11 protein-coding genes are annotated in these 14,005 nt (G+C 71.7%); 6 read left to right on the forward strand and 5 right to left on the reverse strand.

Going from position 1 to position 14,005, the window contains the following annotated elements; genetic code table 11:
* Nucleotides 1-4: 4 nt before the first annotated feature.
* From SAVERM_RS34370 to SAVERM_RS34395, 6 genes are all read left to right on the forward strand, one after another.
* Nucleotides 5-265, forward strand: coding sequence for a hypothetical protein (locus SAVERM_RS34370; protein ID WP_037646654.1), 261 nt, complete (start codon nucleotides 5-7; stop codon nucleotides 263-265).
* A gap of 10 nt (nucleotides 266-275) precedes the next feature.
* A complete protein-coding gene (locus SAVERM_RS34375) occupies nucleotides 276-470 on the forward strand; it encodes a hypothetical protein (protein WP_010988091.1) in 195 nt (64 codons plus the stop codon).
* Nucleotides 471-804: 334 nt separating this feature from the next.
* Complete coding sequence (tatA, locus tag SAVERM_RS34380; protein ID WP_010988092.1) at nucleotides 805-1,089, forward strand: Sec-independent protein translocase subunit TatA; 285 nt, start codon at nucleotides 805-807, stop codon at nucleotides 1,087-1,089.
* Nucleotides 1,090-1,136: 47 nt separating this feature from the next.
* On the forward strand, nucleotides 1,137-2,084 hold the full coding sequence (tatC, locus tag SAVERM_RS34385) for a twin-arginine translocase subunit TatC (protein WP_010988093.1): 948 nt from the start codon (nucleotides 1,137-1,139) through the stop codon (nucleotides 2,082-2,084).
* Between the two features lie 31 nt (nucleotides 2,085-2,115).
* On the forward strand, nucleotides 2,116-3,006 hold the full coding sequence (locus SAVERM_RS34390; RefSeq protein WP_010988094.1) for a diacylglycerol kinase: 891 nt from the start codon (nucleotides 2,116-2,118) through the stop codon (nucleotides 3,004-3,006).
* Nucleotides 3,007-3,046: 40 nt separating this feature from the next.
* Nucleotides 3,047-5,905: a DEAD/DEAH box helicase gene (locus SAVERM_RS34395; RefSeq protein WP_037646460.1), complete on the forward strand. Its 2,859-nt coding sequence runs from the start codon at nucleotides 3,047-3,049 to the stop codon at nucleotides 5,903-5,905.
* A gap of 88 nt (nucleotides 5,906-5,993) precedes the next feature.
* Here the strand turns inward: SAVERM_RS34395 and SAVERM_RS34400 are convergent, their stop codons facing one another.
* The 5 genes from SAVERM_RS34400 to SAVERM_RS34420 form a co-directional block, all read right to left on the reverse strand.
* The gene (locus SAVERM_RS34400; protein WP_010988096.1) at nucleotides 5,994-7,094 is read right to left on the reverse strand and encodes an LLM class flavin-dependent oxidoreductase; all 1,101 of its coding nucleotides are present in this window, start codon (nucleotides 7,092-7,094) and stop codon (nucleotides 5,994-5,996) included.
* Nucleotides 7,095-7,285: 191 nt separating this feature from the next.
* Complete coding sequence (atzF, locus tag SAVERM_RS34405; RefSeq protein ID WP_010988097.1) at nucleotides 7,286-8,938, reverse strand: allophanate hydrolase; 1,653 nt, start codon at nucleotides 8,936-8,938, stop codon at nucleotides 7,286-7,288.
* 16 nt (nucleotides 8,939-8,954) lie between these two features.
* Nucleotides 8,955-12,470, reverse strand: a complete 3,516-nt coding sequence (locus SAVERM_RS34410) for a 5-oxoprolinase/urea amidolyase family protein (RefSeq protein WP_010988098.1) — start codon at nucleotides 12,468-12,470, stop codon at nucleotides 8,955-8,957.
* The gene (locus SAVERM_RS34415) at nucleotides 12,467-13,102 is read right to left on the reverse strand and encodes an urea amidolyase associated protein UAAP2 (protein ID WP_010988099.1); all 636 of its coding nucleotides are present in this window, start codon (nucleotides 13,100-13,102) and stop codon (nucleotides 12,467-12,469) included. Before SAVERM_RS34415 ends, SAVERM_RS34410 begins: the two co-directional genes overlap by 4 nt.
* Complete coding sequence (locus SAVERM_RS34420; protein ID WP_010988100.1) at nucleotides 13,099-13,923, reverse strand: urea amidolyase associated protein UAAP1; 825 nt, start codon at nucleotides 13,921-13,923, stop codon at nucleotides 13,099-13,101. Before SAVERM_RS34420 ends, SAVERM_RS34415 begins: the two co-directional genes overlap by 4 nt.
* Between the last annotated feature and the right edge of the window lie 82 nt (nucleotides 13,924-14,005).

A 14,005-nucleotide genomic window follows, 5' to 3' on the forward strand; every position in this document is an offset into this window, starting at 1 on the left:
GGAGATGTCGGTGGGGGCGGCGTTCGCGGGGATGCGGAGAGTGGCCCATGTGGTCTTCAGGGCGGGCTGCCCCGACTGCCGGGCCCGCTTCGAGCTGGGGGCGAACGCCCTGCGCCTGGCCATCGGCGCCACCAGCAGGACCACCTTCTACTCCTTCACCTGCCCCGAGTGCGGAGTCCCCGTCCGCAAGCCGGCCGGGGAGCGGATCGTCGCGCTCCTCACCGGGGGCGGGGTGCGCACCCTGCGCCTGCACTCGACGGTCTAGGCTCGGCGTCATGTTCTGGCCGATGCTCGCGATTGCCGTGGGGTTCCTGGGTCTTGCCGTGCTCGGCGTGCTCGCCGTCCGCGTTTTTCTGGCGGCCGAGCGGCTGGGCAGGCAGGTCACGGACTCCGCGCGCCGGATCAATCGCGCCGCCGACGACCTGGAGCGGGCGACCGTGGCGGCGGCACGATCCGCGGATCCGGTATGAGCCGGCTTCTGCGGATCCGGTACGGGCCGGCTTCTGCGGATCCGGTACGGGCCGGCTTCTGCGGATCCGGTACGGGCCGGCTTCTATGGATTCGGTATGAGTCGCCTTAGGGATGCGCAATGAGTCACTTCAGCCTGTCACCTTCGCGCTGAGGACAGGTACGCTGCTGATCGCGGCCCGGATAACGAGGCGCGAGCCGCGAACCGGGAGTACGCACAGGGATTGCCCCGCGTTCACCCCTGAGCGTTACGATCGCTGCACGACAGCCGGACATTTGTCCGACCGATCGGACAGCACCCCCGCCCATGCCGCCTCGGTGAGAAGGTAAAGACTTATGTTCGGAAGGCTCGGAGCTCCCGAGATCATTCTCATCCTCGTCGTCATCATCCTGCTGTTCGGCGCGAAGAAGCTTCCGGACATGGCGCGTTCCCTCGGTAAGTCCGCGCGCATCCTCAAGAGCGAGGCGAAGGCGATGAAGTCGGAGGGCCAGGAGTCCACTCCCGCGGGCCCGCCGAACACCGACGAGCAGCCCCCGGCTCAGCGCACGATCCAGGCCGCGCCCGGCGACGTGACCAGCTCCCGTCCGGTCAGCGAGCCCACGGACACGACCAAGCGCTGACGCAGGGCCGGTGACTTCCGGCCCGCCGCACGAGATGGGAACGTGGGTTGCTCAAGCCTGCCCGCAACAAGGAGAAGGATCCCGAGGGGCGGATGCCCCTCGCGGAGCACCTTCGTGAGCTCAGAAACCGGCTCGCGAAGGCGATGCTGGCCATCGTCGTGGTCACGGCCGTCGCAGCCTTCTACTACAACGACATCATCAACTTCTTCACCAAGCCGGTCCTGGAATCCGTCGGGTGCCCGAAGACCTTCGCCGAGGTGGCGAAGATGCCCGAGGGCAAGCAGTGCGCGCAGATCACGATCAACGGTCTGCTCGCCCCCTTCACCCTGGCGCTGAAGGTCTCCTTGATGGCGGGCGTCGCGCTCGCCTCGCCGGTCTGGCTCTACCAGCTCTGGGCGTTCGTCGCGCCGGGCCTGCACAGGAGCGAGAAGAAGTACGCGTACGCGTTCGTCGGGACGGGTGTTCCGCTCTTCATGGGTGGCGCCTTCTTCGCCTACAAGGTGCTGCCGACCACCGCCAAGGTACTGATGGAGTTCACGCCGAACGGCGTCAGCAATCTGCTGCCGCTGGACGATCTCCTCGACCTCGTCACGCGCATGGTGGTCGTCTTCGGCCTCTCCTTCGAGCTTCCGCTGCTGCTGGTCATGCTCAACCTCACTGGGATCCTCACCGGCAAGCGCATGCTCGGCTGGTGGCGCGGCATGATCATGGGCATCACGGTCTTCGCGGCCCTCGCCACGCCCAGCACCGACCCGCTGACCATGCTGGCGCTCGCCGGCCCCATCTGGATCCTGTACTTCGGAGCGGTCGCCTTCTCGCTCGTCAACGACCGGCGCAAGCGCCGGCGTGAGGCCGAGGGGCCGGACGACGACGAGGCCTCCGAGCTGGACCTCACCCCCGAGGACATCGGTGAGATCGAGACCGTGTCGGCGAACCGGGCGTTGCCGGAGCAGTCGGTCACGGACCGGGTCAACGGTTATGACGACGTGACCTGACGGAGCCCGTGGATCTCGTAGGGTCAGGGCCGTGACCAGCGAGATCACCCTCTTCGTCAACCCCACCGCGGGACGCGGCCGGGGCGCCCACGCGGCGCAGCCGGCCGCTTCGGCTTTGCGGGCGGCGGGATTCTCCGTCCGTACGATCCTCGGGGAGAACGCCGAGGACGCTCTGGCCCGCGCGCGCGAAGCCGTCGCGGGTGGAACGGGCGCCTTGGTGGCCGTCGGCGGGGACGGCATGGCGCATCTGGCCCTTCAGGCCGTCGGCGGCACGCGCACCCCGCTCGGCCTGGTCGCCGTCGGCACCGGGAACGACTTCGCGCGGGCCCTGGGGCTCCCGGTGCGCGACCCGGCGGCCGCGGGGCGGGTGATCGCGGAGGCTCTGAAGGGGGCGCGGCTGCGTGACGTCGATCTGGGGCGTGTCGACGGAACCTGGTTCGGCACCGTCCTCGCCTCCGGCTTCGACTCCCGGGTCAACGACCGCGGCAACCGTATGCGCTGGCCCACCGGCCGCTTCAAGTACGACCTGGCGATGCTCGCCGAACTGGCCGCCTTCACGCCCGTCCCGTACCGGATGACGCTCGACGACGGAGCGGTCCGGGAGATCGAGGCGACCCTCGTGGCAGTCGGCAACGGGTCGTCGTACGGCGGCGGCATGAAGATCTGCGCGGACGCCGACCTCGACGACGGGCTGTTCGACATCACGGTCGTCGGGGACTGCAGCCGTACGACGCTGCTCAAGGTGTTCCCCAAGGTGTACAAGGGCACCCACCTCGACCATCCCAAGGTCACCGTGCACCGGGCCGCGAAGGTCGAACTCGTCGCTCAGGGCATCACGGGGTACGCGGACGGTGAGCCGCTGGGCCCGCTGCCGCTCACGGCGGAGTGCATACCCGGGGCGGCGCGGGTCGCTGTGCCCTGAGCTGCGTGAACCCTGGGTTTCACAGGCTTGGATCCGGATATTGATCGTCCTGTTGTCAGTGGCTCCCGGTAGTCTCGAAAGCACGATGACAGAGGACCTCTCACCGGCCGAGCGGTACGCGGCAGCTCGTCAGCGCGCTGCCGAGCAGGCCACCGCGCTCGCCCCCTTCCGCGAGATGTACGACTTCGGCCTCGACCCCTTCCAGATCGAGGCCTGTCAGGCACTCGAGGCGGGCAAGGGGGTGCTGGTGGCCGCGCCCACCGGCTCGGGCAAGACGATCGTCGGCGAGTTCGCCGTCCACCTCGCCCTCCAGCAGGGCAAGAAATGCTTCTACACCACCCCCATCAAGGCGCTCTCCAACCAGAAGTACGCCGATCTGGCCCGCCGTTACGGCGCGGACAAGGTCGGCCTCCTCACCGGCGACAACAGCGTCAACTCCGACGCCCCGGTGGTCGTGATGACCACCGAGGTCCTGCGGAACATGCTGTACGCGGGTTCCCAGACCCTCCTGGGTCTCGGCTATGTGGTCATGGACGAGGTGCACTACCTCTCCGACCGTTTCCGCGGCGCCGTCTGGGAGGAAGTGATCATCCATCTCCCCGAGTCGGTGACCCTGGTGTCACTTTCGGCGACCGTGTCGAACGCGGAGGAGTTCGGCGACTGGCTGGACACGGTGCGCGGCGACACCCAGGTGATCGTGTCCGAGCACCGGCCCGTGCCGCTGTTCCAGCATGTGCTGGCCGGACGCCGGATGTACGACCTGTTCGAGGAGGGCGAGGGCCACAAGAAGGCCGTCAACCCCGACCTCACGCGGCTGGCCCGCATGGAGGCCAGCCGCCCGTCGTACCAGGACCGCAAACGCGGCCGCGCCATGCGCGAGGCCGACCGCGAGCGTGAGCGCCGGCAGCGGTCGCGGGTGTGGACGCCGGGCCGGCCCGAGGTGATCGAGCGGCTGGACGCCGAAGGGCTGCTGCCCGCCATCACGTTCATCTTCAGCCGCGCCGCCTGCGAGGCCGCCGTCCAGCAGTGCCTGTACGCGGGCCTCAGGCTGAACGACGAGGCCGCGCGCGACAAGGTGCGCGCCCTCGTGGAGGAGCGCACGGCATCCATCCCGACCGAGGATCTGCACGTCCTCGGCTACTACGAGTGGCTGGAGGGACTGGAGCGCGGCATCGCGGCCCATCACGCGGGCATGCTGCCGACGTTCAAGGAGGTCGTCGAGGAGCTCTTCGTACGCGGCCTGGTCAAGGCCGTGTTCGCCACCGAGACCCTGGCGCTCGGCATCAACATGCCCGCCCGCTCGGTGGTGTTGGAGAAGCTCGTCAAGTGGAACGGCGAGCAGCACGCCGACATCACCCCCGGCGAGTACACCCAGTTGACGGGCCGGGCGGGTCGCCGTGGGATCGATGTCGAGGGCCACGCGGTCGTGTTGTGGCAGCGCGGCTTCAGCCCCGAGCACCTGGCAGGCCTCGCTGGCACCCGTACGTACCCGCTGCGCTCCAGCTTCAAGCCGTCGTACAACATGGCGGTGAACCTGGTCGACCAGTTCGGCCGGCACCGCTCACGCGAGCTGCTCGAGACGTCCTTCGCGCAGTTCCAGGCCGACAAGTCGGTCGTCGGGATCTCCCGGCAGGTGCAGCGCAACGAGGAGGGGCTCGAGGGCTACAAGGAGTCCATGACCTGCCACCTCGGGGACTTCGAGGAGTACGCGCGGCTGCGCCGCGAACTCAAGGACCGCGAGACCGAGCTGGCCAAGCAGGGCGCGGCGCAGCGGCGGGCCGAAGCGGCGGTGGCGCTGGAGAAGCTCAAGCCGGGCGATGTCATCCACGTCCCGACCGGCAAGTACGCCGGACTGGCGCTCGTGCTCGACCCGGGCCTGCCCGCGGGCCGCTCCAACGGCCATCGTGGCTTCGAGCAGCACGACGGCCCGCGGCCGCTGGTGCTGACCGCCGAGCGCCAGGTGAAGCGGCTCGCCTCGATGGACTTCCCGGTGCCGGTCGAGGCGCTGGAGCGGATGCGGATCCCCAAGTCCTTCAATCCGCGCTCGCCGCAGTCCCGTCGGGATCTCGCCTCCGCGCTGCGGACGAAGGCCGGGCACATCGTCCCGGACCGGCATCGCAAGGGCCGTTCCGCGGCCGCCGACGACCGTGAGATCGCCCGGCTGCGGGCGGAGTTGCGCGCGCACCCCTGCCACGGGTGCAACGACCGGGAGGACCACGCCCGTTGGGCCGAGCGCTACTACCGGCTGATGCGTGACACCTCGCAGCTGGAGCGGCGCATCGAGGGCCGTACGAACACGATCGCCCGCACCTTCGACCGGATCGTCGCGCTCCTGACCGAGCTGGACTATCTGCGCGGCGACGAGGTCACCGCGCACGGCAAGCGGCTCGCCCGTCTCTACGGCGAACTCGACCTGCTGGCCAGCGAGTGCCTGCGTGCCGGGGTCTGGGAAGGCCTCGATCCGGCCGAACTCGCCGCGTGCGTCTCGGCGTTGGTGTACGAGTCGCGGGTCGGTGACGACGCGATGGCGCCCAAGCTGCCGTCCGGCAAGGCCAAGGCGGCGCTGGGCGAGATGGTCCGGATCTGGGGGCGCCTCGACGCCCTGGAGGAAGACTTCCGGATCACCCAGACGGAGGGTGTCGGACAGCGCGAGCCGGACCTCGGCTTCGCCTGGGCCGCGTACATGTGGGCCTCCGGCAAGGGCCTGGACGAGGTGCTGCGCGAGGCGGAGATGCCGGCCGGTGACTTCGTCCGCTGGTGCAAGCAGGTCATCGACGTGCTGGGCCAGATCTCCGCCGCCGCACCCGTCAGGGGCGAGGGCTCCACGGTCGCGAAGAACGCCCGCAAGGCGGTCGACGAACTGCTGCGCGGGGTGGTCGCCTACTCGTCGGTGGGCTGAGCCGGCGCCGCGCCCGCTTCGCCGCCCCTTACCTTTCCGGAGGGGCGGCGATTCTTCGCGGAGGGGCCGACGAAGCGGGGCGCGGGTGCTAGGCCGCCACCCGCGCCGCGTCCCGCTTCGCGACTTCTTCGCGGACGATCGGGATCACGTGCCGGCCGAAGTCGATCGCGTCGTCGAGGAGGTCGTAGCCGCGGGCCGAGAGGATGTCGACTCCGAGGTCGTAGTAGTCGAGGAGGGCCTCGGCCACCGTCTCGGGGGTGCCGACCAGTGCCGTGGAGTTGCCGGCGCCGCCCGTCTCCGCCGCCGTCGGGGTCCACAGGGCGCGGTCGTGGCGGTCGCCCCGGGCGGCCACCGCCAGCAGCCGCTGGGAGCCCGAGTTCTCCGGATTCTTCAGCGGATGGCGGCGGCTGAGCGGAGCCCCGGCCGTGCGCGCCTTGATCCGGGCCAGCGTCCGGTGCGCCTTCTCCCAGGCCAGTTCCTCCGTCGGCGCGATGATCGGGCGGAACGCGACCTGGATCCTTGGGATGTCCGTGCGGCCCGCCGCCTTCGCCGCGGCCTTCACCGACTCGATCTGCTCGGCGGTCTGCGCCAGCGGCTCGCCCCACAGGCAGTAGATGTCCGCCTCGGCGCCCCCGGCCGCGTACGCGGCGGCCGATGAGCCGCCGAAGGAGACGGGCGGATGCGGCTGCTGGACGGGAAAGGTGTCGCTGACGAAGTCGTGGAAGCGGTAGTGCGTGCCCTCGTGGTCGAACGGCTCGTGCGTCGTCCACGCCTTCTTGATGATCTGGATGGCTTCCCGGGTGCGCGCGTACCGTTCGTCCTTGGTCAGGAAGTCGCCCTCGCGCTGCTGCTCGTGGTCGTTGCCGCCGGTGATGAAGTGGACGGCCAGCCGGCCGTCGCTGATGCGGTCGAGGGTCGCGAAGGTCTTGGCCGCGAACGTCGGGTACGAGACGTTCGGGCGGTGCGCCACCAGGATCTGGATCTTCTCCGTGCGGGCCGCGATGTAGGCGGCCGCGGGCGACGGATCGGGGGAGCCGGACCCGTACGCGAACAGGATCCGGTCCCAGCCGTACTCCTCGTGGGCGCGGGCCAGCCTGAGCGTGTACTCCTTGTCGAAGGACGGCCCGGAGCGGGCGGTCACTTCGGAGCCTTCGTTGGTTGCGGCGATGCCGAGGAACTCTACGGGCATGGTGGTGCGGCCTCGATTCGGTGCTGCGGTGCGCTGACGGTGGCGGAGGGCGTCGTCAGGCGCGACACGCCGCCGACCACACTCGACAGAAGTCGATGTGGTCGCGGGTGACCAGCAGCAGCCGGGGTCGCATGGGCTCAGTTGAACAGGCGGGTACGTGTCGCGTCAACGGCGCGTGTGAACGGCGTGTGTCAACGGTCCAGGTACGCCCGCCAGCCCCCGTACTCCGTGATGTCCGCCGCGTCCGTGAGCGCGTCCGGCTCGCACAGGAAGCCCGGGACGCGGCTGCCGTCGGCCAGTTCGACCTGGCCGAGCGTCATCGGGCGGGGGAGTGAGGCGAGCAGCCGGCCGAGGCCTTCGGCGGGCAGCCGCCAGACCTCCGTCTCGATCGCGGCGCCGCCCTGACGCACGTGCACGAGGCCCGGCTTGGGCGGGGTGGTCGGCAGGGCGTGCAGCCGGTAGGCGGGTGCGGTGGTGGTCGTACGCTCCCGTCGCGCGCCCAGGGCCAGGAGCTGCGGGTTGAGCGGCTGGCCCGACAGATGCGCGCCGATCACCGCCACGCTCAGCTGTGGCTGAAGCAGGGCGGCGATCCGGGCGAGCCGCCCGTCGGTGAACGCCGGGCCGATCAGCATCACCCCGAAGGGCAGTTGGGCGGGCGTGAGACCGGCGGGGGCGGCGACCGCGGCCAGGTCGAAGAGGTTCGTGGAGTTGGTGAAGCGCCCGAGGCGGGCGTTGGCGCCCAGCGGGTCGGCGGCGACCTCGGCGAGTGTGGGGTGACCGGGGGTGGTGGGCAGCAGCAGGGCGTCGGCATCACCGAGTTCGGCGAGCGCCCGGGTGCGCAGGGTGGCCAGACGTTCCTGGTCGGCGAAGAGCCGGTGGGCCGGGATGTCCCGGGCGCGGGTGATGATGCCGGCGACGGTGGGGTCGAGCCCCGCACCGCCCTCGCTGATCAACTTGTCGACAAAGCTCCCCACCGCGGTGTAGCGCTCGGCCACGAACGCACCCTCGTAGAGCATCGCCGCGGCCTCGGTGAACGGGCTGAGATCGATCGTGCGGACCGAGACGCCCGCCGCCACGAGGTGCTCCACCGCGGCCTCGTACGCCTCGCCCCAGCCCTCGTCCAGCTCGCCGAGCTGCGGCAGCGGCGGGACCGCGACGCGCCACGGGCCGGGGGCGCGCTGGGGGAGCGGAGGGAGGTCCCGGCCGGGCGGCGACGCCAGGTGCGCGAGGGCCTGCTCGGCCTCCGGGAGCGTACGGGCGAAGACGGTGACGCAGTCGAGGGAGGCGCAGGCGGGGACGGTGCCCGTCGTGGGGACGAGGCCGCGGGTGGGCTTGAGGCCGACGATGCCGTTGAAGGCGGCGGGGACACGGCCGGAGCCCGCGGTGTCCGTACCGAGGGCGAAGTCCACGATGCCCAGGGCCACGGCCACGGCCGAGCCCGCGCTGGAGCCGCCGCTGATCCTCGCCGGGTCGTACGCGCCGCGCACCGCCCCGTACGGGGAACGGGTGCCGACCAGGCCGGTGGCGAACTGGTCCAGGTTCGTCGTGCCGAGCACGATCGCGCCGGCCGCCCGGAGCCGGGCGACGGCCGGGGCGTCGGCCTCGGGCAGGTAGGCGTACGCGGGGCAGCCCGCGGTGGTCGCCAGGCCGTGGACGTCGATGTTGCCCTTGACGGCGAACAGGCGTCCGGCGAGCGGGAGCCGCTGACCCGCCGCGACGCGCTCGTCGGTCACCGCCGCCTCGGCCTCGACGTCCGCCCGGGATCGGAGATCGATCCAGATCTCCGGACGGTCGACGGCCGCCACACGGGCGTACGCGGCACGGACACGGGACAGAGTGGACATGCGTGCTCCTCGAAGTTCAGCTCGTGGCCGGTGCGAGCACGACCAGCGCCGTGCCCGCCGCCACCTGATCGCCCGGCCTGGCCAGGATCTCCGTCACCACACCGGCCATCGGCGCGGGCACCCTGGACTCCATCTTCATCGCCTCCAGGGTGAGCAGCGGCTGGCCGGCCGTCACCGCGTCGCCCGGTCCCACGTTCAGCTGCCAGACCGACGCGGCGAACTCGGCCTCCACCAGAGCGCCGCCCACCGGAACGGTCACCTCGGCCGGCGGGGCCTCGGGCGCCGTCGCCGCCTCGGCCCGCGCGAACTCGCCCGCCGCCTCCCACGCGTCCCGCTCCGCCGCGAAGGCCGCGCCCTGGCGGGCCCGGAAGGCGGCGATGGAGCCGGCGTTCGCGGCGAGGAAGGACTCGTACCCGGCCAGCGAGAACTCGCCCTCCTCGACGCGCGGCACGAAGCGGCCCGAGGCGATGTCGGCGCGCAGGTCGAGGAGTTCGTCGGGCCCGACGGCGTACCACTTGATCCGGTCGAAGAAGCGCAGCAGCCACGGCGAGCCCGGTTCGAACGCGCCGCGCTGCTGCCAGCCCGACCAGACCTGGGTCGTGCGGCCCACGAACTGGTAGCCGCCGGGGCCCTCCATCCCGTAGACGCACAGGTACGCGCCGCCGATGCCGACCGAGTTCTCGGCGGTCCAGGTGCGCGCCGGGTTGTACTTGGTGGTGACCAGGCGGTGGCGCGGGTCGAGCGGTGTGGCCACCGGCGCTCCCAAGTACACGTCGCCCAGGCCGAGTACGAGGTACTCCGCGTCGAAGACCGTGTCGTACACGTCCGCCACCGACTCCAGGCCGTTGACGCGGCGGATGAACTCGATGTTCCACGGGCACCAGGGCGCGTCGTCGCGCACGCCCGCCATGTAGCGCTCGATCGCCTCGCGGGTGGCCGGGTCGTCCCAGGAGAGGGGGAGGTGGACCGTGCGGGACGGGACGACGAGCTGGTCGGTGGGCGGGAGCGCGCTCACCGTCTCCCGTACGACCGCGAGGAGTTCGCGTAGCGGCAGGCGGCGCGGGTCCGTCCGGATCTGGAGCGAGCGAATGCCCGGGGTGAGGTCCGTGACGCCGTCCAGCCCGGCTTCGGCCACCGCTTCCATCAGCGCGTGCACCCGCATGCGCAGGGCCAGGTCGAGCTGCATCGGGCCGAATTCGACCAGCAGGTTGTCGTCGCCGCTGCGCCGGTAGGTCACGTCGCCGTCCCGTGCGAGCACCCCGCCGTCCACGATCGCGGGCCGCGTCGAGCCGTCCTCGGCCAGCGGTGTGAAGCGGACCGTGTCGCCGGGGCGCAGCTGCCCGAGCTTCCAGCGCTCCGCCGTGGCGACCGTCGCCGGGCAGACGAAACCGCCGAGCGAGGGCCCGTCCGGGCCGAGCAGTACCGGCATGTCGCCCGTGTAGTCGACGGCACCGACCGAGTACGGGGTGTCGTGGATGTTGGACGGGTGCAGCCCCGCCTCTCCGCCGTCCGAGCGCGCCCAGCGGGGCTTGGGTCCGACCAGTCGTACGCCCGTCCGGGCCGAGTTGAAGTGGACCTTCCAGCCGGCCGCGTAGAAGTCGCGGATGTCGTCCTCGGTGAAGAACTCCGGTGCGGCGTGCGGTCCTTCCAGGGCGCCGACGTGCCACTCCGTAGCGAACACCGGCCGGTCCCCGGCGGGCACGGGAGCGCCCCGGTCCGTGACCGACCCGCCGTGCAGCACGTCCCCCGTGCGCAGCGCCCGCCCGCCGTGCCCGCCGAACCGGCCCAGTGTGAAGGTGGCCGCGCTGCCGAGGAACGCGGGGACGTCCAGGCCGCCCGCGAACAGCACATAGGTCCGCAGGCCGGGCTCGGCGGGGGCGCCGACCTCCAGGAGGGCCCCGGCGGGCACCGTCACCGGCTCCCACTGGGCGACCGGCGTTCCGTCCACGGTGACCGGTGCCGGGGCGCCCGTGACGCACACCGTCGTGGCGTGGGTGAAGCGCAGCGCCGGTCCCCGCAGGGTGCACTCCAGACCCGGCGCTCCCTCCTCGTTCCCGAGCGCCCGGTTGCCGAGCCGGAAGGAGCGGTCGTCCATCGGGCCGCACGGCGGCACGCCCACCTGCCAGTAGCCGGTGCGGCCCGGCCAGTCCTGGACGGTGGTGAGCGTGCCGGCCGCGACCACCTCGACGCGCGGAGTGGGGTCGGTGATCTTGGCCAGTGTCGCCGTCGTGTGGGTGGCGGTGCGCAAGCCGTGGTCGGCGAGCGCCGCCCGGACGAGCCCCAGATTCGTCTCGATGCCGTCGACCCGCGTCCGGGCCAGCGCCTCGTCGAGGCGGGCCAGCGCGTGCGCCCGGTCGGACCCGTACGCCACGACCTTGGCGAGCATGGGGTCGTACGACGTCGTGACCTCCGTCCCCGTCTCCACCCAGCCGTCCACCCGTACGCCCTGCGGGAACTCCACCCGCGTCAGCAGGCCCGCGCTGGGCCGGTGCTCGCGGGAGGGGTCCTCCGCGTACACCCGGGCCTCCACGGCGTGGCCGCGGGGCGGCCCCGGATCGCGTACGACGTCGGCGTCGCCGCCCGCGAGCCGCAGCATCCAGGCGACCAGGTCGACCCCGTAGATCTCCTCGGTGACCGGATGCTCCACCTGGAGACGGGTGTTGACCTCGAGGAAGTACGCCTCCTCGCGGGCGGCGTCGTACACGAACTCGACGGTTCCGGCGGAGCGGTAGCCGACCGCGGCGCACAAGTCCCGTGCCGCCGAGGCGAGGTGGTCGCGCACGTGTGAGGGGAGTCCCGGCGCGGGGGCCTCCTCGACCACCTTCTGGTTGCGGCGTTGGAGCGAGCAGTCCCGGTCGCCGAGGGTGACGACCCGGCCCCGGCCGTCGCCGAAGACCTGTACCTCGACATGGCGGGCGTGCTCGACCAGGCGTTCCAGGAAGATCCCCGCCGAGGAGAACGAGGCCGCGGTGACGCGCCGCACCCGCTCCCACGACTCGGCCAGTTCGGCGGCGGAACGGCAGGCCGACATGCCGATGCCGCCCCCGCCGCCGGTGGCCTTGAGCATGACGGGATAGCCGATGCGGGAGGCCGCGTCGAGCGCTTCGTCGAGCGAGGCGAGCAGCCCCGTGCCGGGTGCGAGCGGCACCCCGGCCGCCTCGGCCGCGGCCCGCGCCGTGTGCTTCGCGCCGAAGAGTTCCAGCTGCTCGGGCGTCGGTCCGACGAACACGATCCCGGCGTCCTCGCAGCGGCGCGCGAACGCCGCGTCCTCGGAGAGGAAGCCGTAGCCGGGGTGGATCGCGCCGGCGCCGGTGTCCTTGGCGGCCTTCAGTACGAGATCCGCGTCGAGGTACGACTCCTTCGCGGGCGCGGGGCCCAGGCGTACGGCCTCGTCGGCGAGCCGGACATGGGGCGCCGAGCGGTCCGGGTCGGAGTACACCGCGACGGTGCGCAGGCCGAGTTCACGCGCCGTGCGGATGACGCGGACGGCTATCTCGCCCCGGTTGGCGACGAGCAGGGTGTCGAAGGTCATGACGCGTCCCCCTGGACCTGGACGGCGGCCCCGATCGTCATCCGCACCGCCGTCGGCTCGAAGCCGTTGCAGGGGTTGTTGATCTGCGGGCAGTTGGAGACCAGCACGAGCACGTCGCGCTCGGCGCGCAGGGTCAGGGCCAGACCCGGGGCGGAGATGCCGTCGACGATGCCCAGCGTGCCGTCCTTCTCGACCGGCACGTTCATGTACCAGTTGATGTTCGAGACGAGATCGCGCTTGCCGAGGCCGTACTTGGCGCCCTCCGCGAGGAAGTTGTCCACGCACGCGTGCTGCGACCAGGTGTGGTGGCCGTACCGCAGTGTGTTCGACTCTTTGGAGCAGGCGCCGCCGACCGTGTCGTGGCGCCCCACCTCGTCCGCGACGACCGTCATCAGCGGGGTGTGCTCGTTGGACAGGAGCACACTGCCGGTGGTGAGGAAGACGCTGCCCTGGGCGTGGATCGTGTCGGGCGCGCTGTAGCGGACCGCGGTGTCGTGGGCGTCGTACACGAGGAAGTCCACGGCCTGGTTGCCGTGCAGGTCGGTGAGGGTGAGCGTCTCGCCCGCGCGGACGACGGCGGACCAGGCGGCCCGGGCGGGAACGACGGTCTCCGTGACGGCTGTCCGGGTCATGCGAGCCCCCTCGCGGCAAGGAATTCGGCGGTGTTCAGCAACGCGCGGCGGCCTTCGGGGGTCGCCTCCCACAGCGGGTCGCCGGGGCGGGTGGCGTCCGCGCGCCAGGCGAGCACCTCCAGCGGGGTGCTGACGTAGTCCGTACGCGGATCGGCGGGGTGCGGCACGTTCGCGATCAGCACCGTGAGGTCCTGCTCGGCGCGCAGGGTCACGCTGCCGCCGGGGCCGGCGGAGCCGGTGAAGTCGAGGGTGCCGTCGTCACGTACCTCCACGCCCTGGAAGAAGGAGAGCGAGGGCGGCAGGTCGCGCGGCTCCAGACCGTTCTTGGCCGCGGCCAGTTTGAACAGCTCGCGCCCCGCCGGGGAGGCGGACTGCGGGGTGCCGTCCCCGTACCGCTCCGTGTTGCGTACGAGCGTGGAGGTGCCGCACAGCGCGTCGTGCCGTCCCGAGGTGTCGGCGACCACCGAGGCGAGGACCCGGCCCTGGTCGGACAGGAGCAGCCGGTCCTCGCCGAGGTAGGCGTTCCACTGCACCTTGACCGTGTCGGCTACGTTCAGCCGCTCCCACGGACGGTCGGCGACGTACAGGAGGAGATGCGCACAGGCGTCGCCCCGCAGGTCGGTCAGGCGCAGCTCGGTGCCGCGGGCCAGCACCCGGTGCGTGTAGTTGCCGCCCGCGACCGTCTCCGCCCACACCAGGTGGCCCGCCGCGCAGGGCGGCGCGGGCCAGGCGCTCGCCGGTACGACGGGCATGGCCTCGGTCCGGGCGCCCTCCTGCGCCCGGGCGTGGGCGCGTGCCCCGTAGGTGGTCGCTGTCGCCATCGCGGACCTCCGCTGTTCGGCTCTTCGGGTGATTTCTGTCGCCCGACAGAAATTAGGGGCGGGTCGGGTCGGTGCCGTTGCC

It is taken from the genome of Streptomyces avermitilis MA-4680 = NBRC 14893 (genome assembly GCF_000009765.2).
Lineage (GTDB): Bacteria > Actinomycetota > Actinomycetes > Streptomycetales > Streptomycetaceae > Streptomyces > Streptomyces avermitilis.

Coding starts and splice junctions, on each gene's coding strand:
- tatA (WP_010988092.1), top strand. CDS start 805: ATGTTCGGAAGGCTCGGAGCTCCCGAGATCATTCTCATCCTCGTCGTC.
- SAVERM_RS34375 (WP_010988091.1), top strand. CDS start 276: ATGTTCTGGCCGATGCTCGCGATTGCCGTGGGGTTCCTGGGTCTTGCC.
- SAVERM_RS34410 (WP_010988098.1), bottom strand. CDS start 12,470: ATGACCTTCGACACCCTGCTCGTCGCCAACCGGGGCGAGATAGCCGTC.
- SAVERM_RS34415 (WP_010988099.1), bottom strand. CDS start 13,102: ATGACCCGGACAGCCGTCACGGAGACCGTCGTTCCCGCCCGGGCCGCC.
- SAVERM_RS34420 (WP_010988100.1), bottom strand. CDS start 13,923: ATGGCGACAGCGACCACCTACGGGGCACGCGCCCACGCCCGGGCGCAG.
- SAVERM_RS34400 (WP_010988096.1), bottom strand. CDS start 7,094: ATGCCCGTAGAGTTCCTCGGCATCGCCGCAACCAACGAAGGCTCCGAA.
- SAVERM_RS34370 (WP_037646654.1), top strand. CDS start 5: ATGTCGGTGGGGGCGGCGTTCGCGGGGATGCGGAGAGTGGCCCATGTG.
- atzF (WP_010988097.1), bottom strand. CDS start 8,938: ATGTCCACTCTGTCCCGTGTCCGTGCCGCGTACGCCCGTGTGGCGGCC.